Origin of the sequence: Streptomyces sp. NPDC012637 (assembly GCF_042954805.1) — a bacterium.
Taxonomy (GTDB): Bacteria; Actinomycetota; Actinomycetes; order Streptomycetales; family Streptomycetaceae; genus Streptomyces.
In genome coordinates, this window is the sequence record NZ_JBIBDS010000004.1 from 99,789 (window position 1) to 120,380 (window position 20,592).

Below are 20,592 nucleotides of genomic sequence, written 5' to 3' on the forward strand. Positions count from 1 at the left end.
GCCCGGGCGGGCCCGCCCGGGCCGCGGCGGGCTGTCAGTGGCGGCGGATAACGTGCCGGCACAGGCATGGACGGACTAAGGGGGGCCGGCGTGCATCTGCATCTGCGTGCCGCGGCGGGGACGGACATCCGGGACGACCACGCGTGGCTGACCACGTTCATGGGCGTGGCCTGGGACCACCACGAGGTCGAGTACGCGGCGGGCATCGCCGACTCGATCGAGAAGGACCACCACCTGCTCCACCAGGTGTACGCCGAGAGCCCCGACGCCGACGCCTGGCTCCCGGTCTTCGGCGGCCGTCAGCCCGCGGACCCGCCGGACGAAGGGCTCCCGCACCCGCCCCTGATGCTGATGGACCCGGCCGAGGTCGGCCGGGCCGCGGCCTTCCTCGCCGCCGTCCCGTTCGACGACCTCTGGTCCCGGGCGGGCGAGCGGATCGTGCACTCCCTCGGCCCCGGATGGTCCGCCGACCTGGTACGCGGGATCTTCCTGGGCCACCACCAGGACCTGCGGGCCTTCTATGCCCGGGCCGCGGCGGCGGGCCACGTCGTCGTCAAGGCCGGCTGGTTCTAGCTCGGCCCGGTCCCGGCCTCCAGCTCCGGCCCCGGCCCCGGCCCCGGCTCCAGCCCCGGCCCCGGCCCCGGCTCCGGCCGGTCCCACGCCGGGCTCACCCCGGGGCTTGCGCGGGGCTCACGCCGGACTCACGCCGCGTTCCACGTGTCCGTCGTGCAGCCCGTCTCCCAGTGCCACCAGCCGTCCTCCGTACCCCGTACGAGGAGCGCCTTGATCTCCGCCATCGGAGCGTCGGCCGGGACCGTCAGGGCCACCAGCGGGAGCGCCGCGCTGAAGGACTCGCCGCCGAGGCCGAAGCGGGCGAACCTCTCGTGCACCGCGCGGGCGTCGGCGCCGAGCGGACCGGAACGCTCGGGCAGGACGCGGATCGTGACGTTGCCGGAGGCCTCCGCGCGGCCCGTGGCCCAGTGCATGCCCTCCGCGTCCGTCGTGTACCGCACGACGTCGCCCTCGGCCACGCCGTCCTGCAGGAAGGGCACGTTGGCCACCCGGGCGGTGCCCGCACCCACCGGGACGGCCCACAGCCCCTCGGTGTCCTGCGGGAGCCAGCCCTCGCGGGGAACGAAGCGGAACCAGATCTTGATGCGGTCGGCGGTGATGTCGCCCGTGTCCGTGTCGGCGTGGGCATTGGCGCTGGCCGGTGTGTCGCTCACTCCGCGAGGTTAGCCCTCGCCTCGGCACGCCGCCTCCGCAGGCCTCTCCCCGGCCCCCGCCCTCGCCCTCGCCCGTCGCCCTCGCCCTCGCCCGTCGCCCTCGCCCGCCCGGAGACCCCCGTACTCCGGGCGGGGCCGTGCGCCGCCCGCCGCCCGCCACCGGCCACCGGCCACCGGCCACCGGCCACCGGCCACCGGCCACCGGCCGACCGTCGAGTGCCCAAGCCGAGCGCACCGCCTACGGCAGCAGCACCAGCTTTCCCCGCACGTGGCCCGCCTCGCTCAGTTCCTGAGCCCGGACGGCCTCCTTCAGGGGCAGCACCTCGGCGATGTCCAGGCGCAGCCGGCCCTCGACGACCAGGTCGGCCAGTTCGGTCAGCCAGCGGCGGGCGAGGGACGCCTCGACGGTGACGCCGGAGAAGACGATGCCGTGCTCGGCCGCGTCCGGGGCGGCGATGGTGACGATCCTTGAGGTCTCCCCGCCGAGCAGCTCGATCGAGAGCGGCAGGGTGTCGCGTCCCGCCGCGTCGAAGACCGCGTCGACGCCCTGCGGGGCCGCCGCGCGGACCCGGTCGCCGAGCCCGTCCCCGTACGTCACCGGGTGTACGCCGAGGCCGCGCAGGAAGTCGTGGTTGCGCTCCGACGCCGTGCCCACCACCGTCACGCCGACCGCGACGGCCAGCTGCGCGGCGACCGCGCCCACGGCACCGGCGGCGCCGTGCAGGAGCAGGGTCTCGCCCTCGCGGACGCCCACCAAGTCGAGCACGCGGCGGGCCGTCTCGCCCGCGACCACGAGGCTCGCGGCCTGCTCCCAGGCGAGAGCGGCGGGCTTGGGGACGACGGCGGAGGCGTCGGAGAGGGCGTACTCGGCGTACGCGCCGGCCTTCGTCCAGCCGAACACCTCGTCGCCGACGGCGAGTTCGGTGACGCCCTCGCCGAGCGCGTCGACCGTTCCCGCGAACTCCAGGCCCGGGACGGCCGGGAAGGTGGTCGGGTAGAACTCCTCCAGCCAGCCGTAACGGCGCTTCCAGTCCACCGGGTTGACTCCGACGGCCGCCACCTTCACCCGCACTTCGCCCGGGCCGGGCTCCGGCACCGCGACGCCCGCCTCGTGGCGCAGCACCTCGGCGCCGCCGAACTCCTCGTACACGATCGCTTCCATGGTTCCGCTCCCCCAGGAGTCGTGACCGGTCGTCCCGGTCGGCGACCGGCCGTTCCGGTCGATCACCAGCCTCCGCCCGGCACCCCCCTCTCCCCGCCGGTCGAACGGCCAGTCGCACCTGGCCGAAAGGACGGGCACCCCGGCGCCCGCGTCCGTAGGCTTGACGACCATGGAACTCACCGCGACCGGCGCCCTGTTGGCCGCCCACGACATCATCCGGCAGCCGCTGGGCGCGATCCTCCCCCGCCTCTCCGAGGTGCTCGACGAGCTGATCCCGCACCAGGTCGCCGCCGAACTGTCCACGCACTGCGCCCACTCGCCCTTCAAGCGGACCGACGCCGACGCGCCCGTTCTGCCGCTCACCGCCGCCGAGCTGGCCCCGCTGCTCGCCGAGGGCGTGCCCGGCCGGCCCTGGCAGGGGCGGGCCGTCGTCGGCGGAGCGGCGCGGGAGGTGGTCGCGGTGCGGAGTGACGCCACGGCCCGCGGCTCGGTGCTCGTCCTCGTACGGGAGGAGGGCGCCGCGCCGGCGGGCGAGCCGGAGCTGGCCGTCGCTCAGCTCCTGTGGGACCTGGTGACCAGCCACTTCGACCGGTTCGCACGCGAGGCGCTGCCGGGCGCGCTGGCGCGTTCGCGGGCGGCGGCGGACACCCGGGCGCGGGTCACGGCCGAGCTGAGCACGGTGCACGCGGCCGCCCTTTCCGGGGTGCTCGGGGTGCTGCGCAGCCGTTCCCTGGACGACACCGCCGCGCGGGCGACGGCGACCGAGCTCGCGGTGTCGGCGCTGATCGAGCTGCGGGCCTCGTCGGACCGGGACAGGTCGATCGCCGAGGAGCCGGCCTTCGAGGCCTTCGCCCGGCTCGCGGACGGGCTGCGGCCGATGCTGCGGCACAGCCCCGTAAGGCTCGAACTCGGCGCGCCGGAGGGCCCGGACGCCACCCGCGGCCTTCCCGGCGACGTGGCGCACGGCGCCCGGGCGATCGTCCGGGCGCTGCTCCTGGTGATGCTGGAGCAGGAGTCGGTCACCCGCGTCCACGTCGGCTGGCGGCTGACCGAGCACGAGCTGCGCGCCTCGGTCCGCGACGACGGCCCGGGCCTGCTCGACGCCTGCCCGCTGGGCGCGGGCAGCGTCACCGACCGCCTCGAGGTGCTGGGCGGCCACCTGGAGTTGGACGCGGTGCCGGGCTGGGGCACGACGATGACGGCGGTCGTCCCGCTCGCCACGCCGGAGGCCCCGGTCGCCGCGATGGACCCGCTGAGCGGTCTCGGGGAGCGCGAGGTGGAGGTCCTGACGCACCTGGCGCTCGGCCACCGCAACCGGCAGATCGCGCAGGAGCTGCACATCAGCGAGTCCACGGTGAAGTTCCACGTCGCCAACATCCTGAACAAGCTCGGGGTGGGGTCACGGGGCGAGGCGGCGGCGCTGTTCCACAAGGCGGCCTAGGCGGGCGGGGCGGGGCCGGCGGCCGCCTGCCCCGGCGGCGGCTGCGGCCCCCGCCAACGACGGGCGCCGGCCGTGCGCGGGCGGGGGCCGCACGAGGACCGGCACGGGCGGGGGCCGGGCCGCACGAGCAGGCACGGGCGGCACGGGACCGGCTGGGGGGCACAGGGCCCGCACGGACGGCACGGGACCGGCGCCGGGCCGGCACGGGCGGGACAGACCGCCCGCGGGCGGCAGGGCCGCCGCCCGACCTGCACGGAACGGCACCGGACCGCCCGTGTGCGGCACGGAAAGGGCTGGGGCGGCATCGGACCGGCCCTCGACCGATGTCGGTATAGCCGACATAACGGGCCAATCACCCGATTGTCAGTGGCGGGTGCCAGACTCGCACCCGTGAACGAATGCCATGGCCGGTGGGCACTCGCGCCCGAGCCGGGCGCGGAGGGGGCGCTGCTCGTCCCCCTCGGCTCCGACGGGCTGCCCGCCGGCGAGGTGCGGCGGGAGCCGGACCTGGTGGCGGCGGTCCGCTCGCGCCCGGACGTCGACCGCTGGGTGTGGCGGTCGACCGCCGAGGTGTATCCGCGGCTGCTCGCCGCCGGGGTGCGCGTCGAGCGCTGTTACGACGTGGAGGACGCCGAGCAGCTCCTCCTCGGCCACGAGGGGCGGCTCGGCGAGCCCCGCTCGGCCGCGGCCGCCTGGGCCCGGCTGCGGAACGCGCCCGTGCCGCCCGACCCGCCGCTCAGAGCCGCCGAGCCGACCGCGCAGGACTCCCTCTTCGAACCGGCGGCCACCACCACCGCCGCGCCGCCCTTCGACGCCCTGCTCCAGGTGTACGCGGAGCAGCAGCGCCGGCACGAGCGGGCCCTGCATCCGGGCCGGATGCGGCTGCTCACCGCGGCCGAGTCGGCGGGCATGCTGGTCGCCGCCGAGATGCACAGGGCCGGACTTCCCTGGCGGGCGGACGTGCACCGGGAACTGCTGCGGGAGCTCCTGGGCGAGCGGTACGCGGGCGGTGGCGAGCCGCGCCGGCTCGCGGAGCTGGCGGACGAGGTGTCGGCGGCGTTCGGCCGCCGGGTGCGCCCCGACCTGCCCGCCGACGTGCTGAAGGCCTTCGCGCAGGCGGGGATCCGGGTGCGGTCGACCCGCCGCTGGGAGCTGGAGGAGATCGACCACCCGGCGGTCGCGCCGCTCGTCGAGTACAAGAAGCTCTACCGGATCTGGACCGCGCACGGCTGGTCCTGGCTGGCCGACTGGGTACGCGACGGCCGCTTCCGCCCCGAGTACCTGCCGGGAGGCACGGTCAGCGGCCGCTGGACGACCAACGGCGGTGGGGCGCTGCAGATCCCGAAGGTCATACGGCAGGCCGTGGTCGCCGACGAGGGCTGGCGCCTCGTCGTGGCCGACGCCGACCAGATGGAGCCGCGGGTGCTCGCCGCCATCTCCCGCGACCCGGGCCTGATGGAGGTCGCCGGGCACCCCGACGACCTCTACACCCGGCTGTCCGACCGGGCCTTCTCCGGCGACCGTGCCCACGCCAAACTGGCGCTGCTGGGCGCGATCTACGGGCAGACCAGCGGCGACGGCCTGAAGAACCTGGCCGCCCTGCGCCGCCGCTTCCCGCGGGCGGTGGCGTACGTGGACGAGGCGGCGAAGGCGGGCGAGGAGGGCCGGCTGGTCCGCACCTGGCTCGGCCGGACCAGCCCGCGCGCGGTGGGGGCGGACGAGGACGGGGAGGCGGGCATTCCGCAGGACGGCCTCCCCGGTGCGGGAAGCCCGGGAGGAGGCCCGGAGGGCTCCGAGGGTTACGTCCCGGGGTACGCGTCGAGCGACGCCCGCGCCCGGGGCCGGTTCACCCGTAACTTCGTCGTCCAGGGCAGCGCCGCCGACTGGGCGCTGCTGATGCTGGCGGCGCTGCGGCGCGCCACCGCCGGGATGCGGGCCGAGCTGGTGTTCTTCCAGCACGACGAGGTGATCGTGCACTGCCCGGCGGAGGAGGCAGAGGCGGTCACGGAGGCGATCAGGGCGGCGGGCGACGAGGCGGGACGGATCGCGTTCGGGGACACGCCGGTGCGGTTCCCGTTCACGACCGCGACGGTGGAGCGGTACGCCGACGCGAAATAGCAAGGCGGCCGAACGGCGCGCCCCGGCGCGACGGCGAGACGGCAAGACGGCAAGACGCGAGGCAGCGGAATGGCTCGACGGCGGAACGGCGAGCCGGTGGTACGGAGCAACAGAGCAGCAGCGCACCAGCGCGCCAGGGGCCAGGGGGCCAAGGGGGGAAGTGACGGGCCCGGCCTCCGCCGAGGCCCGGCCCGTCACGCCGTGGTCGCGCTGATCTGCCGTCAGCCCGCGTTCCCGGCCGCCTTCTCGCTCAGCTGCCGCCACTTCGGGCTGAGCGCGATCGTCTTCAACTGCTCGGTCGTCAGCGCCGGTTCGGCGCGCGTGGCGGCCTCGTGCTGGGCGGCGGAGTTGAAGGCGGAGACGACGACCCGGAAGCCGTCCACGGCCAGCGTGTCGGCGCTCCACCAGACGACGCCCGCGCCGCCCTTCTCGCCGGGCTGCTTCGTCAGCTTCACGCGCGTGCCGTCGGCCGTGGAGGTGACGTCGCCGCCGCTGAAGAGCTCGGCGCGGATGTCGTCCATGCGCGGCTGGACGTTGATCCCGACGAGGCTCCTGCCCTTGCCGTCGTCGACGACGAGGTAGCCGCCGCCACTGCCCTGGCCACCCTTGCCGACGACCTTCAGGCCCTGCCCCTTCGGCAGCAGCGACGTGAGCGTGGCCTGGATCTGGTCGGCGCTCGGCTCCGGCGGCAGGGCGGCGTGGGAGCCGCCGGGCTTGGTCTTCGCGGGCTGGGGCTCGGGGACCTGCCGGAGCAACGGGCGCCAGCCCTCGGCCGTGACCAGGGCCTTCAGCTGCGCCGGGTCGAACGGCGGGTTCTCGCGGCTGATCGCGGAGTCCTTCTCGCTCGGCGCGTTGTACTCGCTCGCGTCGATGAGGAAGCCGTCCTTGGTGAGCAGCACGGCGCGCCAGTTCTTGGTCTCGACGCGCTTGTCCGGGTACTCGTAGCCCTGGATGACCATGAGCCGCCCGCCGCCCGGCAGCCGCTCGCTGGTGCAGTCGTCGTACGGGACGACCGCCTCGTCCGGGCAGGTGACCTGGCCGACGCCGGTCTCGTTCGTCTTGCCGGCGCGGTAGAGGCCGACGGAGACGGCCGCCTTGCCCTTGCCGTCGTCGTAGACGCCGAGGACGGAGTGTCCGACGCCGTCGGGGTTGTCGATCCGCCACTCGCCGGCCGGCGTGTTGGCCTTGAGGACGGCGGCGAGGTCGGCGACCGGGATCTGCGCCGGCTCCCCCTGCCGGGGCAGCGGCTTGGGTCCGGCGGCCGAGACCTGCTCGGCGCCGCCGGACGAGCCGAGCAGCGAGCCGCCGTACACGCCGCCCACGCCGATCACGGCGAGCGCGAGGGCGCCGCCGACGGTGGCGACGCGACGGCGCACCAGCCGGCGGCGGCCGCGGACGAGGCCGCCGTGGACGAGCTCGCGGCGGTCGTCGACGGCGAAACTCTCACCGGTGCGGCGCAGGGCCGCGCCCAGTTCCTCCTCGAATCGTCCGTTCGTCGGGTCGTGCTCTCCGTGCTGAGGCATGGCGGGATCACCGTTCCGGGTCAGTGAGTCGAAAGACAGGTGGTGGGCCCCGGGTCCGGGGCCGGGGATCAGCGGGCCGCGAACTCGGCGATGCTGCCGCCGAGCCGCTTCCGCAGCGCGGCCAGCGCCCGCGTGCTGCGGGTGCGCACGGCGGCGGAGCTGGTGTTCATCACGTCGGCGGTCTCCTCGATGCTGCGGTCCTCCCAGTACCGCAGCACCACCACGGCCCGGTCCTTGGGCGCGAGCCCGGCCAGGGCGTCGAGGAGGGCGATGCGCAGGGCCGGGTCCTCGCCGGTGTCGGGGGCGTGGTCGGGCAGCTCGCCGAGGGGGCGCTCGGTGGCCGAGCGGCGTCTCTGATGGCTGAGGAAGGTCCGTACGAGCACGGACTGGGCGTAGCCGGCCGGGTTGCCGACCCGGGCCATACGGCCCCACACGGCGTACATCCGTCCCAGCGTCTCCTGCACCAGGTCCTCGGCGAGGTGGGTGTCGCCGCTGGTCAGCAGGCATGCCGAGCGGAACAGATGCCCCGATCTCGCCGAGGCGAACTCCAGGAACTCGTCCGCGCGGGACGTTCTCATGTCCCTCCCCTCCGTCGCTGTCACGAGCCGTCTGCTCGGTACACCTCAATGACGCGGCACCCTCGGGGAAATGTTTCAGACCCGCTCGGGCAGGCGGGGAGAACGGCCGGACGAAAGAAGAGGAACAATTCCGGCGAAACGGGGTAATCCTTGAGTATGAACACTTTCCTCGTGGAGTCGGCCCAGGTCACCACGGCGGCCGGTGTCTGGCAGTCGGGACTGGCCCAGGTGCTCGGCGGTCTGATCGTGGTGGCCGTCCTCATCGGCGCCTTCATGTACGGGATCCGGGTCAGGAACAAGGAGCTCCCGCCTCCGGAACCCGAGGAGCAGCCGCACCGGCCCGAGACCGACGCGCTGCCAGGTGAGGTGTCCGAGTACCGTCGGCCGGCCGAGATGCCGCAGACCGACGGCGAGCACCGGCTGATGCCGTACCAGCTGAAGAACGGCGGCACGTCCGGGAGCGAGACCTCGCCCGACCCGCCGAGCGAGGAGAAGCGCAAGTGGGGCGGCATCTCCAGCGGCGGCTTCGGCAGCGGCGGGCCGGGCCACGGCGACTGAGCCGGTGCGCACACCGGTGACCGACCACACCGAGACGGATCCCGCGCCGGGCCGCGCGGGATCCGGCGCGGCCGGTGGTGCGCCCATGCGGGCCGTCGCGCTGCGCCTGCTCGGCTCCCCCGAGGCCGCGGAGGAGGTGCTGCGGACGGCGGCGGACCCGGGACGGCTGAGCGAGGTCGCCGGGCTCTGCCTGGACCGGCTGCGCTCGCGCGAGTCCCGGCGCCCGGCGGTCCGTGACCCCCTGGACGCCCCCGGCGCCTCGGGCGACGACGTTTTGGACACCCTCACGCCCTCCGAGCGGATCGCCTTCGTCCTGCACGAGGACTTCGGCGTCCCGTACGACGACATCGGGCCGGTCGTCGAGCGGACGCCCGCGGCCGCCCGGCAGCTGGCGGCCCGGGCCCGGCGCCGCGTCGAGGGCACGGAGGAGATGCCCGAGCCCGATCCGGAGCGCCAGCGGCAGGTCGTGACGGCGTTCCTGGCCGCCGCCCGGGCCGACGACGTCGAGGCGCTGGTCGCGCTGCTCGACCCGGACGCGGTGCTACGGGCCGACGCCGAGGCCGAACGGAACGGGGCGGCGCCCGCACACGGCGCGGGAGCGGTCGCGCACCGCGTCGCCGGACGGGCACAGGAGGCCCGCCCGGCGCTGGTGGACGGAGCCGCGGGACTGATGTGGGCCGCGGCGGACGGGAAACCGAAGGCGGTGCTCCGGTTCACCGTCCTGGAGGGCCGCGTCACGGCCGTCGACGCCCTGGCCGACGGCCCTCACCTCGACCGTCTGGAACTGGGCCCGCTGGAATCCTCGTGAACCGCGCAGGCCTCCCGCCCCTATGCCACGCCGGCCGGCCGCGTCGGCCCCCGGAGGCCCGCGCAGGCCTCCGGTCCGCTCCTCGTGATGACTGACGGAAGGCTTCTCCCCCAGGCATCACCCGCGGCGGCCCGTTCCCGCGACCGTTGCGCCCCGCTGTTGCCCGCTGTTGCGCCGTACGGGCGAGCCTCGGCTCCCGGGCTTCAGCTCCCGCGGTGCCCGCCGAGCACCCGCCCGGCCCGCCCGGCGATGTGCGCGGGCGGCTCGGTCCCGGCCGGCAGCAGCGGGTCGGCCTCCGGCTCGCCGAACCGCGTGACGACCGGCAGCACTCCGGCCCACAGCCCCAGCTCGGCGTCCGGGCTCTCGCCGTCGTCCGGCGGCCCGCTCGCGATCTTCACGGACGCCTCGGTCAGTTCGAGCGCCACGAGCGCCGTCGCCGCGAGCTCCTTGCGGCTGGGCTGCCGCACGTACTCCCACTGCCCCGGGGCGGACTGCTCGGTCAGCGCCCGCAGCCCGCGCAGCTTCTCCTCCGGGTCCGTCACCGTCCGCGGCACGCCGTAGACCATGGCACTGCGGTAGTTCACGCCGTGCTCGAACACCGAGCGCGCGAGGACGAGACCGTCGACGTGCGTCACGCTCACGCACACCACGCCGTCGGGAGCCTGGACGAGGCTGCGGCTCGCGACGGATCCGTGGACGTACAGGGTGTCGCCGTCGACTCCGTACACGGTCGGCACGACCATCGGCACGCCGTCGACGACGACGCCGAGATGGCAGAGGAAACCCGCCCCGAGGACGGCGTCGAGATCCGCCCGCCGGTGGCTCCCCTTGTGCCGCATCCGCCGCAACCGCGTCCGCTCCGTGACCTCGAGCTCGTCGGCCGTCCCACTCATCCCGTGCGCCCCTCCCCGTTCACCCGTTCACCGCGCGCAGGCAGCGCGCGGACGGACGGACGCATCCTAGGCAACGCCCGTCCCACCCGGCCCGGCACGCTCGGTCCACGCGCAGGCGACCGGCACCGGCTGCCGGTCGCGAGGAGCGTGCCAGCGGACCCGCCGCCAGGTGCCCGCGCGCTGCCCGAGGGCCACCGGCACGGTCCAGGGGCGGGCGGAGAAACCGGCGCCGACGGCCTTCACGCACGCCTCCTGGGCGGTGAAGATCCAGGCGAACTCCCGGCGGCGCCGGTCCTCGGCCATGGCGGCCAGCGCGTCGGCGTCGGCGGGCGCACAGCAGAACCGCAGCAGCCGCCGGCCGACGGCGGCCGGGACCTGCACGTCGACACCGACGTCGCGGTTCCTGCCGACGGCCGCGGCGACCCAGCCGGAGGAGTGCGAGAGGCTCACGCCCAGATCGGGCCGGCCGGGCAGGTACGGCCGCCCGCCGGGGCGTGCGGCGACCGGCCCGCCGTGGAAGTCCTCGGCGAAGCCTCCGGCAACGGCGGAGGTGATGCCCTCAGCGGCGTCACCGGTGAAGCCATCGGCAACGTCCTCGGCGAAGCCCTCGGCGAAGCCATCGGCGGCGGCTGAGCCAACGGCGTCGTCGGCGAAGCCCTCGGCGGCGGCCAAGCCATCGGCGGCGGCGAAGCCCTCGCCGAGGTCGTCGGTGAGGGCTTCGCCGAGCTCCCGCAGCAGGGCGCGCAGCAGGGTCCGCGAGGCGGTGTGTTCCACCGCTCGCCAGGGCGGCAGCTCCGAGGCGGCCGCCCGGTCCGCCGCCGCGACGGGCAGCGCGCCCAGGACCTCCTCGCTCCGGGCGACCGCGTAGTACACGCCGTCGGCCGCCGTGCGCGGCTGCCAGGCCCGCCGCTCAGGCGCGGTCCGGGACACGGCGCAGCGTACGGATCGGGCGCGCGGCGAGCAGGGCGGCGGAGGTGAGGAAGCCGACCACGACGCCCACGACGAGCACCTCGTCGGTGCCGAACGCGTCGACCGCGGGGCCGGCCAGCGCGCTGCCGATCGGGTACATGCCGACGGAGCCCGCGACCTCGTAGGCGTGGACGCGGTTGAGCACCTCGCCCGGCACCTGGGTCTGCACGCTGGTGGCCCACATGACGCCCCAGACGCCGATCCCGATGCCGACCAGGACCTGGGCGGCGGCGAGCAGCCAGACCGGCCAGCCGAGCACGATGCCGAGCGGGTAGACCGGGTACGCCATCATCGCCACGGCCCCGGCGGCGAGCGGCCGTTGCGGCTTGTAGCGGATCGCGAGCAGACCGCCCGCCACGGTGCCGGCGCCCAGCGCGGCGTTGATCAGGCCGAAGGCGCTCGCGCCGTGCTCGGGCACGATGACGCCGGCGGCCACGGACAGCTGCGGGCCCCAGGAGAGCACCGCGTAGAACATCCAGATCAGGATCACGCCCCACAGCCAGCTCCGGGAGCGGAACTCCTGCCAGCCGACCACCAGGTTGCGCCACAGGCTCTGGCCGGCCGGCGGGGCGGGCACCACGCCGAGCCGGAGCACGAACAGGCAGATCGCGCTGGTGCCGTAGCAGACGGCGGAGATCACCATCACCCAGCCGGTTGACCCGAAGCCGACCATGGCACCGGCGAGCGCCGGGCCGCCGAGGCCGGTGATCGCCTCGGAGGTGCGCAGCACACCGTTGGCGCCCTGCACGTCGCGCGAGACGAGCGGGACGGTCGAGGAGGCGCCCGGCTGGAACAGCGCGTTGGCGGTACCGGCCACCACGAGGAGCGCGTACAGCTGCCACAGGTGGTCGATGCCGTGGATGAACAGCAGGGCGAGGAGGACGTGCGCGGTGAGGTTGGCCAGGTCGGCCACGATCATCATCCGGCGGGCGGTGAACCGGTCGGCGAGCACGCCGCCGAACAGCACCAGGCCGGCGAACGGGGCGACCAGGAAGGCCATCGAGTAGCCGGCGGTGTCCAGGCCGTACCCGCCGCTGAGCAGGCCCGCGGAGACCGCGACCGGCAGCATCGCCCAGCTGAGCAGGCCCGCGCTGCGGGCGACGAAGTAGAACCGGAAGTTACGGGACCAGATCGCCGGCTCGTCCGAGGACGGGCCTCCGGAGGACGGGCCTTCGGAGGACGTGACCCCGGATGACGGGCCTTCGGACGACGGGTCCCCGGACGACGTGGCCCCGGATGACGGGGCCCTCGACGGCGGTGCTTCCGACGGCGGTGCTTCCGACGGCGGCGCGGCGTCCTGCCCGCCCCGCGCCGGCGGGGACGTCGCCGCCGCGGGAGGGTCCGCCAAGCGTTCTTCCATGACCGTTCAGCCCTTCAGTCGTTGATCGTGGTCGTCAGCGGCCGCCCCGGCGGCCAGTTCGCTCACCGTGACCAGTTCCAGGCCGCGTTCGAGCAGGCCCTCGACGATCGACGGGAGGGCCTGGACGGTCTGGCCGCGATCGCCGGCGCCCTCGTGCATCAGCACCACCGAGCCCGGCCCGGCGCCCTCCAGGACGGTCGCGGCGATCCGCTCCGGCCCCGGGCGGGACCAGTCGCGCGCGTCCACGTCCCACATCGTCAGGGCGACCGGGTGCTTCTCCAGGCCGGCGAGCACCTCGGGGCTCAGCGCCCCGTACGGCGGCCGGAACCAGACCGGGGCCTCGCCGGTCAGCGCGTCCACGGCCTCCGCCGTACGGTCGATCTGCTCGCGCAGCTCGTCCGGCGTCAGGTCGAACAGGAACGGGTGCGACCAGGAGTGGTTGCCCAGTTCGTGGCCCGCCGCGGCGATCCGGCGCACCTCGTCGGGCAGCGCCGCGACGTGGTGGCCGACGCAGAAGAAGGTCGCCCGGGCCCCGTAGCGGTCCAGGATGTCCAGGACCTGCCGGGTGTACACGGGGTCGGGGCCGTCGTCGAAGGTGAGCGCGACGCGCGGGACGTCACGGCGGCCGTGCCCGAAGCAACGTCCGGTGGCCGTCAGTTCCGCGAGGATCGGCTCGCCGCGCCGTACGCCTTCGAAGTACTCCTCGGCGCGGCCGGTCAGGCTGCCGCCCTCGGCGGTCACCCGGGCCAGCGCGCCGGGCGCGGTCCTGGCCTGCTCCGTGAGCCGTTCGGCCGGGACGGAGCCGAACCGCGGCCGGGACGGCAGCAGCCAGGGATCCGCGCGGTACACCTCCAGGCCGGCGGCCGTCATGGGGCCGTCGAGCAGGCCGTTGGTGCTCTCCAGGACCACGGCCGGGGTCGGGCCGCCGTCCAGGTCCCGCAGCCAGGCGATGAGTTCGGCGACCTGGGCGCCGCCCCAGCCGCTCGGCTCGACGACCCGGCGCCCCGTGCCGTCCACGACGTCGACCCGGTAGCCCGAGCCGGTCCAGGCGATTCCCGCGTACCGCGTGGTGGTCGCCGCTCGCCCGGCCGCCGTTGCTCCGGTCTTCGGTCCCTCGGTCATCAGTCCCCCAGCGCGATCGCCTCGGCGACGATCAGCCGCTCGACGCCGCGGAGGAACCGCTCCATCCCCTCGCGGTCGACGACCGCCGGGTCGGCGGTCATGGCGAGGTCCAGGGCGCCCGGGGCGGTCAGCACGTCCACCGCCATCGAGACGTTCTTGCGGGGCGGGAAGTCCCTCGGCCAGCTGAGCTCGGTCCGGCCGATCAGCTCGCTCAGCGCGGCCCGCGGGCGCTCGACCGTGTCGAACGGCCCGACGCCCGGGTCACGGGTGTCGTTCCACCAGTACGAGTGGTCCGCCGCCTCGCCCTTCTCGACGAGCAGCGCCACCTCCCGGTCCAGCGCCCACTTGTCGTACGCGGCGTGGCGGAAGGCGTTCAGGGCGACCGACCGGGTCCGCCGCACCGCGTCGCCGAAGTCCCGGTCCGCGTCCGTGAGCCGGAACAGGGCCTCCTGTGCCACCGTGCTCACCGACGCGGCGGCGGCCGGCTGGAAGCGGTTGCCCACCACGACCTGGAACAGCACGTCGCTGCTCCCGGACATCCTGGCCAGCTGGTGGGACGCCGCGCCGAGCAGCACCGCCGCGTCGCTGACCTCCAGCTCCGCCGCGACCCGCCCGACGGCGACCGCGAGGGCGGGAGAGCGCAGCAGGGCGTTGGGGAACTTCCGGGCCGGGTCGTCCGCGAGTTCGGGCGCCGCCGGGTTCCGGAAGATCTGCCGGGGGCCGGCGGTCAGCTGCTCGCACCAGTAGCGGCGGGCCGCCTCGTCCCGGCGGCGGCCGAGCGGGGAGGCCTGGACCTCGGCGGCTTCCAGGGGCTGTTGGGCCGGCCGGGCCTGCCGCAGCGACGCGGCGGTCTCCCCCGCCTCGATCGACTCCAGGTCGCGCAGCAGCCGGCCGAGGCCCCAGTAGTCCATCCCGGTGTGCGCGCCGACGAGCACGAGCCGGTGGACCAGACCCTCGCTCTCCACCAGGCCGACCCGCAGCGGCCACTCCCGCGTGTGGTCGAAGGAGCGGCCGGCCAGCTCGGCGAGCAGTCCCGCGCTCACCTCCGCGGCCTGCGCCGCCGGGGAGCTCCTGATCTCCACGGGAAGCTCGCCGCTGCCGTCGACGACCTGCTCCAGACCGTCCTCGCCGGCCGCCAGCCACCTGGTGTGCAGGCTGTCGTGGAGCTGGAGCAGCTCCGTCAGGTCCGCGAGGACGCGGGCGACGGGCCGGGGCGGGGCGACGGGGAGGTCGACCGGAACGTTGTAGCGGGGCGCGTCGTCGCCGAGCCGGGTGACGACGCCCCAGATCGCCCGCTGTCCCCAGGTGGCCGGGCCGCTCCCCGACCTCGCGGACACCAGCCTGACGGCCGGCTCCTCAGCCGTGGTCATCGTGTTGCCGCCTTTCCCTCGGTTGCGAAGAGCGCCACGTGGCTGCGGCCGGAGCGCGGGTCCGTGTCGCACAGCACGACCCGCCGGTAGGACCGCTGCCACTCCTGCCAGTGGTCGGCGAGCTCCAGCCAGAGGCTGGTGCAGTAGCTGCCGGGGGCGACCCGGTGCACCGCGGTGCGCTCCGGGAGGTCCTCGGTGACCCAGGGCCCGAGGACGAGGAGCGTGCCGTCCTCGCCGAGCTCCCGCCCCGGGCCGTACCCGTCGAGCGCGGCGGCCGCCGAAGCGGCCGAGTGCGCGCGGACGAACCGCAGGCCGGGCTCGGTGGAGGCGCCGAGGACGAGCGCCGCGGCCGAGTCGGTCAGCGGGGTGTCCTGGACCAGCGGGAAGGCCGTCGGCAGGGTGGTCTGCTCCAGGACCGCGAGCACGACCTCCGCGGCCCGCCCCGCGCGGTGGTACGCCGAGGCGATCCGCAGCGCGGTGAACGGCGCGGCCAGGCCCTGCTGGGCGATCGCGAAGTTGGCCGCCCGGCCGCCGAGGCGGTCGGTGAGGTGCGGCGCGACGGCGGTGAACGGGACCACGTCCGGCAGGGCGTGGGTGACGATCAGCAGCTCCGGCCTGCTGCGGCCGACGCCCTCGTCGGCGACGAGCAGGTCCGCGAGGTCACGGTGGTGGACGTGCGCGCCGCGGCCGAGCAGCTCCTCGTCCGGCTTCTCGCCGAAGGGGGTGAGCAGGTCGCGGTAGTAGTCGAGCACGGCCGGGTCGTCACCCGGCCCCCGGCCCTGCGGCGAGCGCACCGCGGCGGCGGCCCGGACGGCGAGTCCGCTCATGACGTCCCCTCTGCTTCGCGGAGTGCGGCCTCGACATAGTCGGCGAAGGACCTCATGGTCCGCAGGTGGTCGATGTCGAGCTCCTCCGGGTCGATGGAGATCCCGGTCGCCTCCTCGACGGTCATCAGCAGGCCGAGGACGGCGAGGGAGGTGAGCTGCAGCTCGTCGAAGAGCGCGGTCTCCTCGGTGAGCCCGGAGACCGGCCTCTCCAGGACCTCGCTGAGCGCCTTCTCGATGGTGAGCAGCACTTCCTGACGGTCCATCACCGCTCGCCTCCCGCCCGGTGGGTGATGACCATCGCGCCGAAGGTGGCGCCGAGGCCGACGGAGACCAGCAGGTAGTGCGCGCCGTCCACGAGGCGGCCGGCGTCGCGCAGGGTGGTGTAGTTGACGAAGACGTCGGAGGCGAAGGTGTGGCTGTAGCGGGGGACGTTGTCCAGGAAGACCTTCTCCGGCGCCACCTCCAGCTCCTTGATGGTCTGCCGCCAGGCCAGCTTGTTGACGTTGTGGGGGATCACGAGGTCGATCTCGTCGAGCGTCAGCCCGGCCTCTTCCACCGCCCGGTGGATGACCTCGGCGATCCGGCGGCCGTACTGCTCGCCGAACTCGGTGTTCTGCTCGGCGGTGAGCTCCAGCCACTGGGCGTACTCGCCCAGGGTCCGGGTGGCGAAGGACCGCACCTCGTCGCCCGCGCCGTCCAGGGTGATCAGGCAGGAGGCGGCGGCGTCGGCCATGATCGAGGTGTTGGGCACGTGCTGGACGATCGGCGAGTACGCCTGCTCGCCGGTGATCATCAGGGCGTACGCGCCCTCGGCGCCCTCCGCGCGCAGCAGTTCGCCGAGCACCTCGATGGCGCCCAGACTGCTGACGCAGGCCTGGTGGCTGAGGCCGAAGGCCTCGGTGTCGACGAGCCCGAGGGCGTCGCCGACCTCCCTGGCCACGTCCACGTCGGCGGGGGCCACCGCCTGGGTGACGTGGGCGTAGGCCAGGTAGTCGACCCGGCCGCCCTCGGGCAGGGCGGCCAGGGCTCCGCGCGCGGCGGGCCGCAGCAGGTCGAGCAGCGGCAGCTCGGGGTCGAAGCGGAGCGTGTCCAGGCCGTAGAACTTGCGGAACACGCCCAGCTCGGCCCGACGCAGACCGAGCCGCTCGCCCAGCTCCTCGATCCGTACGCTGCGCTCGGGCAGGTACGACTCGATCCGCTCCAGGGTGATCCGGCGGTCCGTGGTCGGCAGGCTCATCAGGCCGTCACGACCTCGGCGCGGATCAGCCACAGCCGGTTGGCGCCGCGGCGGTCCCTCGGCTGGACGTCGTACGGCCAGCGGCCCTCGCCGGCGCCGGGCTGGCCGGGCTCGCGCAGGTCGGTGGTCTTCCAGCCGTTCGCCGTCAGGAACTCCTCGGGCTCGTCGGTGCCGAAGATCCACGGCGTGCCGTCGGCGGCGAGGGTGTCCAGGAAGCGCTTCGAGAACGGGCTGCGCAGCAGGGCGCGCCCGAGGATGTCGAAGGCCAGGTGGCTGCCGGGCGCGGAGGCGGAGGCGAGCAGCCGCAGCAGTCCGGCGGCCTGCTCCTCGGTGAGGAAGAAGGTGAGCGCCTCGGCGACCCACAGCGTCGGGCGGTCGGGGTCGAAGCCGGCGGCCTCCAGGGCGGGCAGCCACTCCTGGGTGAGGTCGGCGGAGACCTCGCGCCGGTCGACGCGCGGCTCGGCCCCGAGTGCGTCCAGCCGGCGGCGCTTCTCCGCGATCAGCAGGGCGTGGTCGACCTCGTACAGCTCGGTGCCCTCCGGCCAGTCGAGCCGGAACGCGCGGGTGTCCATGCCCGCGGCGATGAGCACGACCTGCTGGATCCCGCTCTCGGCGAGGACGTCCCGGATGGCGTCGTCGAGGAACCGGGTACGGATGGAGATGAAGGGCAGCAGACCGCCGCCGGCGTAGCGCTCGATCAGCTCGAAGCCGCGGGGTGCGGCCAGGTCACGGGCCAGCGGGTCGACGAACAGCGCGTCCTCGCGCTCGGACTCCTGCGCGCGGGCCGCGGCCATCCACTGTGCGGTGTAGGAGACTGCATCCATGGTGAAGATCCCTCCTCGGGATCAGGCGAAGAACGCCTTCTCGATGGTCGCGAGGGTCTGGAAGTCCTCGATGTCGATGTTGTCGAAGTCGATCTCGACGCCCGCGGCGTCCTCGATCGTGTAGACGAGCTCGACGAAGGCGAGCGAGTCGACCAGCCGGCTCTCGATGAGGTCGACGTCGGCGGCGAGTTCGGTGCGCTCGGGGTGGCGGCCGAGGATCCAGTCCCGGACCTTGTCGATACCCGCGGAGCCGATACCTGCGGAACTCATGGCATTCCCTTCAGAGACGGTCGAGAGAGGTGGAGGCCGCGGCGACGGCGATGGCGAAGCCGGCGTCGTGGCTGATGCTGACGTCGATCGGGCCGAGTCCGGCGTGACGGGCCAACTCGGCTCCCTTGCCGGAGAGTCGGACTCCCGGTCGGCCGCCGGGACCGCGCAGGACCTCGATGCCCCGCCAGGGGACCGGCCTGCGGACGGCCCCGAAGAGCTTGAAGACGGCTTCCTTGGCGGCCAGCCGCCCGGCGATCCCGGCCTCGTCGGCCGCGCCGTCCGGGGTCCGGGAGGCGTCCAGTTCCTCGGCGGAGAGGTAGCGCCCGAGCAGCGGCCCGGCGCCGGGAGCGGTCAGCTCCCGCACCCGGGAGAGCGGCACGATGTCGACGCCGATCAGGGGCTGGGTCACGACGCGCCGACGGCGTCGTCGGTGCCGGGGGCGGCGGGGGTGCCCGACTCGGCGGCGTCGGTGCCGGGGGTGCCGGACTCGCCGGCGTCGGCCGCGGAGGCTTCGGCAGCGGCTGCTACGGCCACGGCCGCGTCGGCCTCGACGGCTTCGGCCTCGACGGCTGCCTCGGCGGCGCGTACGGCGGCCAGCGCGGCGTCGAGGTCCGCGTCGAAGTGCTCGGTCAGGACGGCGAGCCAGCGTTCCAGGCCGAAGGCCACGCAGGCGGTGTAGGCGTGCTCGCCGGACTCCAGGCGGATGCCGCAGCGCTCGCCGAAGAAGTTGCGGTGGGTGTTCACCGAGGCGATCGCCAGGTCGCCGCCGTACTGGAACTCGTACTTGACCGGGCTGAGCTTCTGCATCAGGGCGCGGCCGCCGTCGTTCCGGAAGAACGGGTCGCCCGCCGGCACCTTGGCGAGCTCGATGCCGAGCGCGGCGGCGAAGGCCTGGATCCGCCCGGTGAAGCGGGCGAGGACCTGCTGGGTGTGGGGGAAGCTGCCGAGGGCGACGATCTCGCGCATCTGGAAGCTGGCGAGGCGGCGCAGCCCGCCGTAGTGGTCCTCGTTGCGGAAGCAGCGGTTGACCAGGGTCACCAGGGTGTCGTCGCCGACCTGCTCGCCCTCGTGGAAGAGGTACGCGCCGTAACAGGTGGCGTGCGGGAGCCCGTACCGCGCCTCGGCCACCGAGCCGGGGCCGAAGCGGCCTTCCACGGGCTTGAACTGGTCGTCCGTCAGGTCCAGCGACCCGGCCACCCACGCGAGGTGCGGGAAGTTGGTGTAGACGTCGAACTTCTCCAGGTCGGGCACCGGGAACAGCGGCGGTGCGCTGATCTCCTCGGCGCCGGCCGCGAGGCCCCAGCCGGCGAAGACCCGGTCGAGCTCCTTGACGAGGCGGGTGGCCCCGGGGCCGAGGATGGCCAGCGCGGGCGCGCCGTCGCTCCCGGTCAGGCGGTTCATCGGATGATTCCCGTCTTCTCGAGGTACCTGGCGGTCTTGCGGAAGGTGCGCTGCTCGGCCTCGGCCCGGGCGGGCGACTCCAGCAGGGCCCGGCGCACCGCGTGCGGGTTCTCCAGGCCGGCGTCGCGGTACACCTGCGGGTGGTAGAGGGACTCGAAGCTGTGCTTCATGTAGCGGCGCAGGTAGTCGGAGACGTCGTCCAGTTCCTGCTCGGTGGCGGTCTGCTTGAGGTCCTGGTGGAGCAGGCCGACGAGTTCGCGGCCGAAGGCGATGTGCCGGGACTCGTCCTGGTGGTGGATCCGGTTGATGCCGCGGATCGTCTCGTGCAGCCGCTCGTCCTCGGCCATCGCCGAGTTGAAGTGGTCGACGAGCTCTTCGAAGATCAGGATGCGGGCGAACACCAGCAGGCTCTGGATCTTCTCCGAGGGGGCGGCGCCCTCCGCGCCGCCGGCCGGCTGTTTGTAGATCTTCTTGCCGTAACGAAGGCAGAATTCGGCAAAGAACCACATGTGTTCGTTCTCCTCACCGATGAAGTGGTGGAAGAACTCCGACGGTGTTTCGAAACCGGCGGTGTGGATGCGGTTGACCACCTCGACGAGCAGTTCCCGGATTCCGTGCACGTTGAGGCTGTAGAAGTTTATGCTTTCGTGCTTGGAAAGCGTGTGGAGCTGTTGCGGGGTGAGCTTCTCTGCCCATTCCGTCCCGTACGTGGTGGTGAGCTCCGGGCTCATCCACCACATGTCCTCCGGGAGCCGGTCCGGCCACTCGAACAGCCGGTACGGGTTGTAGTAGTCGTCGATGGACTTGGTGGCGAGTCGGTCCAGAATTCCCCGGAACCGGTCGTTCCGGTCGATCACGTCGCTGACCATCGCGTGATGTCTCCGTCTGCTTCGGGGGCTCTTTGC

At 74.3% G+C, this 20,592-nt stretch carries 22 protein-coding genes; 5 read left to right on the forward strand and 17 right to left on the reverse strand.

Annotated features, from left to right (window positions below; translation table 11 throughout):
* Window positions 1–90: 90 nt before the first annotated feature.
* Complete coding sequence (locus ACFY8W_RS17445; RefSeq protein WP_391105742.1) at window positions 91–573, forward strand: DUF1877 family protein; 483 nt, start codon at window positions 91–93, stop codon at window positions 571–573.
* Between the two features lie 128 nt (window positions 574–701).
* On the opposite strand, the gene ACFY8W_RS17450 is transcribed toward ACFY8W_RS17445, so the two are convergent.
* Both ACFY8W_RS17450 and ACFY8W_RS17455 read right to left on the reverse strand, forming a co-directional pair.
* On the reverse strand, window positions 702–1,172 hold the full coding sequence (locus ACFY8W_RS17450) for a DUF4265 domain-containing protein (protein WP_391106823.1): 471 nt from the start codon (window positions 1,170–1,172) through the stop codon (window positions 702–704).
* 292 nt (window positions 1,173–1,464) lie between these two features.
* Window positions 1,465–2,388 carry an alcohol dehydrogenase catalytic domain-containing protein gene (locus tag ACFY8W_RS17455; protein WP_391105744.1) on the reverse strand — a complete coding sequence of 308 codons (924 nt, stop codon included), beginning with the start codon at window positions 2,386–2,388 and terminating at the stop codon, window positions 1,465–1,467.
* A 169-nt stretch (window positions 2,389–2,557) separates the two neighbouring features.
* On the opposite strand from ACFY8W_RS17455, the gene ACFY8W_RS17460 reads away from it, so the two are divergent.
* Together ACFY8W_RS17460 and ACFY8W_RS17465 are read left to right on the forward strand one after the other, a co-directional pair.
* Complete coding sequence (locus ACFY8W_RS17460) at window positions 2,558–3,829, forward strand: LuxR C-terminal-related transcriptional regulator (protein WP_391105746.1); 1,272 nt, start codon at window positions 2,558–2,560, stop codon at window positions 3,827–3,829.
* Window positions 3,830–4,219: 390 nt separating this feature from the next.
* The gene (locus tag ACFY8W_RS17465; protein ID WP_391105748.1) at window positions 4,220–5,947 is read left to right on the forward strand and encodes a bifunctional 3'-5' exonuclease/DNA polymerase; all 1,728 of its coding nucleotides are present in this window, start codon (window positions 4,220–4,222) and stop codon (window positions 5,945–5,947) included.
* A gap of 221 nt (window positions 5,948–6,168) precedes the next feature.
* On the opposite strand, the gene ACFY8W_RS17470 is transcribed toward ACFY8W_RS17465, so the two are convergent.
* Both ACFY8W_RS17470 and ACFY8W_RS17475 read right to left on the reverse strand, forming a co-directional pair.
* Complete coding sequence (locus tag ACFY8W_RS17470; protein ID WP_391105749.1) at window positions 6,169–7,470, reverse strand: hypothetical protein; 1,302 nt, start codon at window positions 7,468–7,470, stop codon at window positions 6,169–6,171.
* A 68-nt stretch (window positions 7,471–7,538) separates the two neighbouring features.
* A complete protein-coding gene (locus ACFY8W_RS17475) occupies window positions 7,539–8,048 on the reverse strand; it encodes a SigE family RNA polymerase sigma factor (protein ID WP_391105751.1) in 510 nt (169 codons plus the stop codon).
* A gap of 156 nt (window positions 8,049–8,204) precedes the next feature.
* On the opposite strand from ACFY8W_RS17475, the gene ACFY8W_RS17480 reads away from it, so the two are divergent.
* Both ACFY8W_RS17480 and ACFY8W_RS17485 read left to right on the forward strand, forming a co-directional pair.
* On the forward strand, window positions 8,205–8,606 hold the full coding sequence (locus tag ACFY8W_RS17480; protein ID WP_391105753.1) for a DUF6479 family protein: 402 nt from the start codon (window positions 8,205–8,207) through the stop codon (window positions 8,604–8,606).
* Window positions 8,607–8,622: 16 nt separating this feature from the next.
* Complete coding sequence (locus tag ACFY8W_RS17485) at window positions 8,623–9,414, forward strand: sigma factor-like helix-turn-helix DNA-binding protein (protein ID WP_391105755.1); 792 nt, start codon at window positions 8,623–8,625, stop codon at window positions 9,412–9,414.
* Window positions 9,415–9,617: 203 nt separating this feature from the next.
* Here ACFY8W_RS17485 and ACFY8W_RS17490 read toward each other — a convergent pair whose 3' ends face one another.
* The 13 genes from ACFY8W_RS17490 to ACFY8W_RS17550 form a co-directional block, all read right to left on the reverse strand.
* Entirely contained in the window at window positions 9,618–10,307 is a 690-nt protein-coding gene (locus tag ACFY8W_RS17490) for a pyridoxamine 5'-phosphate oxidase family protein (RefSeq protein WP_391105757.1), read from the reverse strand.
* A gap of 66 nt (window positions 10,308–10,373) precedes the next feature.
* A complete protein-coding gene (locus ACFY8W_RS17495) occupies window positions 10,374–11,237 on the reverse strand; it encodes a 4'-phosphopantetheinyl transferase superfamily protein (RefSeq protein ID WP_391105759.1) in 864 nt (287 codons plus the stop codon).
* Complete coding sequence (locus tag ACFY8W_RS17500; RefSeq protein WP_391105761.1) at window positions 11,218–12,636, reverse strand: MFS transporter; 1,419 nt, start codon at window positions 12,634–12,636, stop codon at window positions 11,218–11,220. Before ACFY8W_RS17500 ends, ACFY8W_RS17495 begins: the two co-directional genes overlap by 20 nt.
* A gap of 6 nt (window positions 12,637–12,642) precedes the next feature.
* Window positions 12,643–13,758: a polysaccharide deacetylase family protein gene (locus ACFY8W_RS17505; protein WP_391105763.1), complete on the reverse strand. Its 1,116-nt coding sequence runs from the start codon at window positions 13,756–13,758 to the stop codon at window positions 12,643–12,645.
* Entirely contained in the window at window positions 13,758–15,128 is a 1,371-nt protein-coding gene (locus ACFY8W_RS17510) for a condensation domain-containing protein (RefSeq protein WP_391105765.1), read from the reverse strand. The genes ACFY8W_RS17505 and ACFY8W_RS17510 overlap by 1 nt, the downstream gene beginning before the upstream one ends.
* Window positions 15,125–15,955: a hypothetical protein gene (locus ACFY8W_RS17515; protein WP_391105767.1), complete on the reverse strand. Its 831-nt coding sequence runs from the start codon at window positions 15,953–15,955 to the stop codon at window positions 15,125–15,127. The genes ACFY8W_RS17510 and ACFY8W_RS17515 overlap by 4 nt, the downstream gene beginning before the upstream one ends.
* Entirely contained in the window at window positions 15,952–16,218 is a 267-nt protein-coding gene (locus ACFY8W_RS17520; RefSeq protein ID WP_391105769.1) for a phosphopantetheine-binding protein, read from the reverse strand. The genes ACFY8W_RS17515 and ACFY8W_RS17520 overlap by 4 nt, the downstream gene beginning before the upstream one ends.
* On the reverse strand, window positions 16,218–17,192 hold the full coding sequence (locus ACFY8W_RS17525; RefSeq protein ID WP_391105771.1) for a 3-oxoacyl-[acyl-carrier-protein] synthase III C-terminal domain-containing protein: 975 nt from the start codon (window positions 17,190–17,192) through the stop codon (window positions 16,218–16,220). Before ACFY8W_RS17525 ends, ACFY8W_RS17520 begins: the two co-directional genes overlap by 1 nt.
* Complete coding sequence (locus ACFY8W_RS17530) at window positions 17,192–18,016, reverse strand: class I SAM-dependent methyltransferase (protein ID WP_385690167.1); 825 nt, start codon at window positions 18,014–18,016, stop codon at window positions 17,192–17,194. The genes ACFY8W_RS17525 and ACFY8W_RS17530 overlap by 1 nt, the downstream gene beginning before the upstream one ends.
* A 21-nt stretch (window positions 18,017–18,037) precedes the next feature.
* Complete coding sequence (locus ACFY8W_RS17535; RefSeq protein WP_128984472.1) at window positions 18,038–18,271, reverse strand: phosphopantetheine-binding protein; 234 nt, start codon at window positions 18,269–18,271, stop codon at window positions 18,038–18,040.
* Window positions 18,272–18,296: 25 nt separating this feature from the next.
* On the reverse strand, window positions 18,297–18,695 hold the full coding sequence (locus ACFY8W_RS17540) for a 4'-phosphopantetheinyl transferase superfamily protein (RefSeq protein ID WP_391105773.1): 399 nt from the start codon (window positions 18,693–18,695) through the stop codon (window positions 18,297–18,299).
* A complete protein-coding gene (locus ACFY8W_RS17545; protein WP_391105775.1) occupies window positions 18,692–19,687 on the reverse strand; it encodes a hypothetical protein in 996 nt (331 codons plus the stop codon). The genes ACFY8W_RS17540 and ACFY8W_RS17545 overlap by 4 nt, the downstream gene beginning before the upstream one ends.
* On the reverse strand, window positions 19,684–20,556 hold the full coding sequence (locus tag ACFY8W_RS17550) for a diiron oxygenase (protein WP_391105776.1): 873 nt from the start codon (window positions 20,554–20,556) through the stop codon (window positions 19,684–19,686). The genes ACFY8W_RS17545 and ACFY8W_RS17550 overlap by 4 nt, the downstream gene beginning before the upstream one ends.
* Window positions 20,557–20,592: the final 36 nt, after the last annotated feature.

Bases quoted from the DNA above. Each gene is read 5' to 3' on its own strand.
- ACFY8W_RS17455 (WP_391105744.1), bottom strand. From the start codon at position 2,388: ATGGAAGCGATCGTGTACGAGGAGTTCGGCGGCGCCGAGGTGCTGCGC.
- ACFY8W_RS17460 (WP_391105746.1), top strand. From the start codon at position 2,558: ATGGAACTCACCGCGACCGGCGCCCTGTTGGCCGCCCACGACATCATC.
- ACFY8W_RS17470 (WP_391105749.1), bottom strand. From the start codon at position 7,470: ATGCCTCAGCACGGAGAGCACGACCCGACGAACGGACGATTCGAGGAG.
- ACFY8W_RS17475 (WP_391105751.1), bottom strand. From the start codon at position 8,048: ATGAGAACGTCCCGCGCGGACGAGTTCCTGGAGTTCGCCTCGGCGAGA.
- ACFY8W_RS17480 (WP_391105753.1), top strand. From the start codon at position 8,205: ATGAACACTTTCCTCGTGGAGTCGGCCCAGGTCACCACGGCGGCCGGT.
- ACFY8W_RS17490 (WP_391105757.1), bottom strand. From the start codon at position 10,307: ATGAGTGGGACGGCCGACGAGCTCGAGGTCACGGAGCGGACGCGGTTG.
- ACFY8W_RS17500 (WP_391105761.1), bottom strand. From the start codon at position 12,636: ATGGAAGAACGCTTGGCGGACCCTCCCGCGGCGGCGACGTCCCCGCCG.
- ACFY8W_RS17505 (WP_391105763.1), bottom strand. From the start codon at position 13,758: ATGACCGAGGGACCGAAGACCGGAGCAACGGCGGCCGGGCGAGCGGCG.
- ACFY8W_RS17510 (WP_391105765.1), bottom strand. From the start codon at position 15,128: ATGACCACGGCTGAGGAGCCGGCCGTCAGGCTGGTGTCCGCGAGGTCG.
- ACFY8W_RS17515 (WP_391105767.1), bottom strand. From the start codon at position 15,955: ATGAGCGGACTCGCCGTCCGGGCCGCCGCCGCGGTGCGCTCGCCGCAG.
- ACFY8W_RS17520 (WP_391105769.1), bottom strand. From the start codon at position 16,218: ATGGACCGTCAGGAAGTGCTGCTCACCATCGAGAAGGCGCTCAGCGAG.
- ACFY8W_RS17525 (WP_391105771.1), bottom strand. From the start codon at position 17,192: ATGAGCCTGCCGACCACGGACCGCCGGATCACCCTGGAGCGGATCGAG.
- ACFY8W_RS17530 (WP_385690167.1), bottom strand. From the start codon at position 18,016: ATGGATGCAGTCTCCTACACCGCACAGTGGATGGCCGCGGCCCGCGCG.
- ACFY8W_RS17545 (WP_391105775.1), bottom strand. From the start codon at position 19,687: ATGAACCGCCTGACCGGGAGCGACGGCGCGCCCGCGCTGGCCATCCTC.
- ACFY8W_RS17550 (WP_391105776.1), bottom strand. From the start codon at position 20,556: ATGGTCAGCGACGTGATCGACCGGAACGACCGGTTCCGGGGAATTCTG.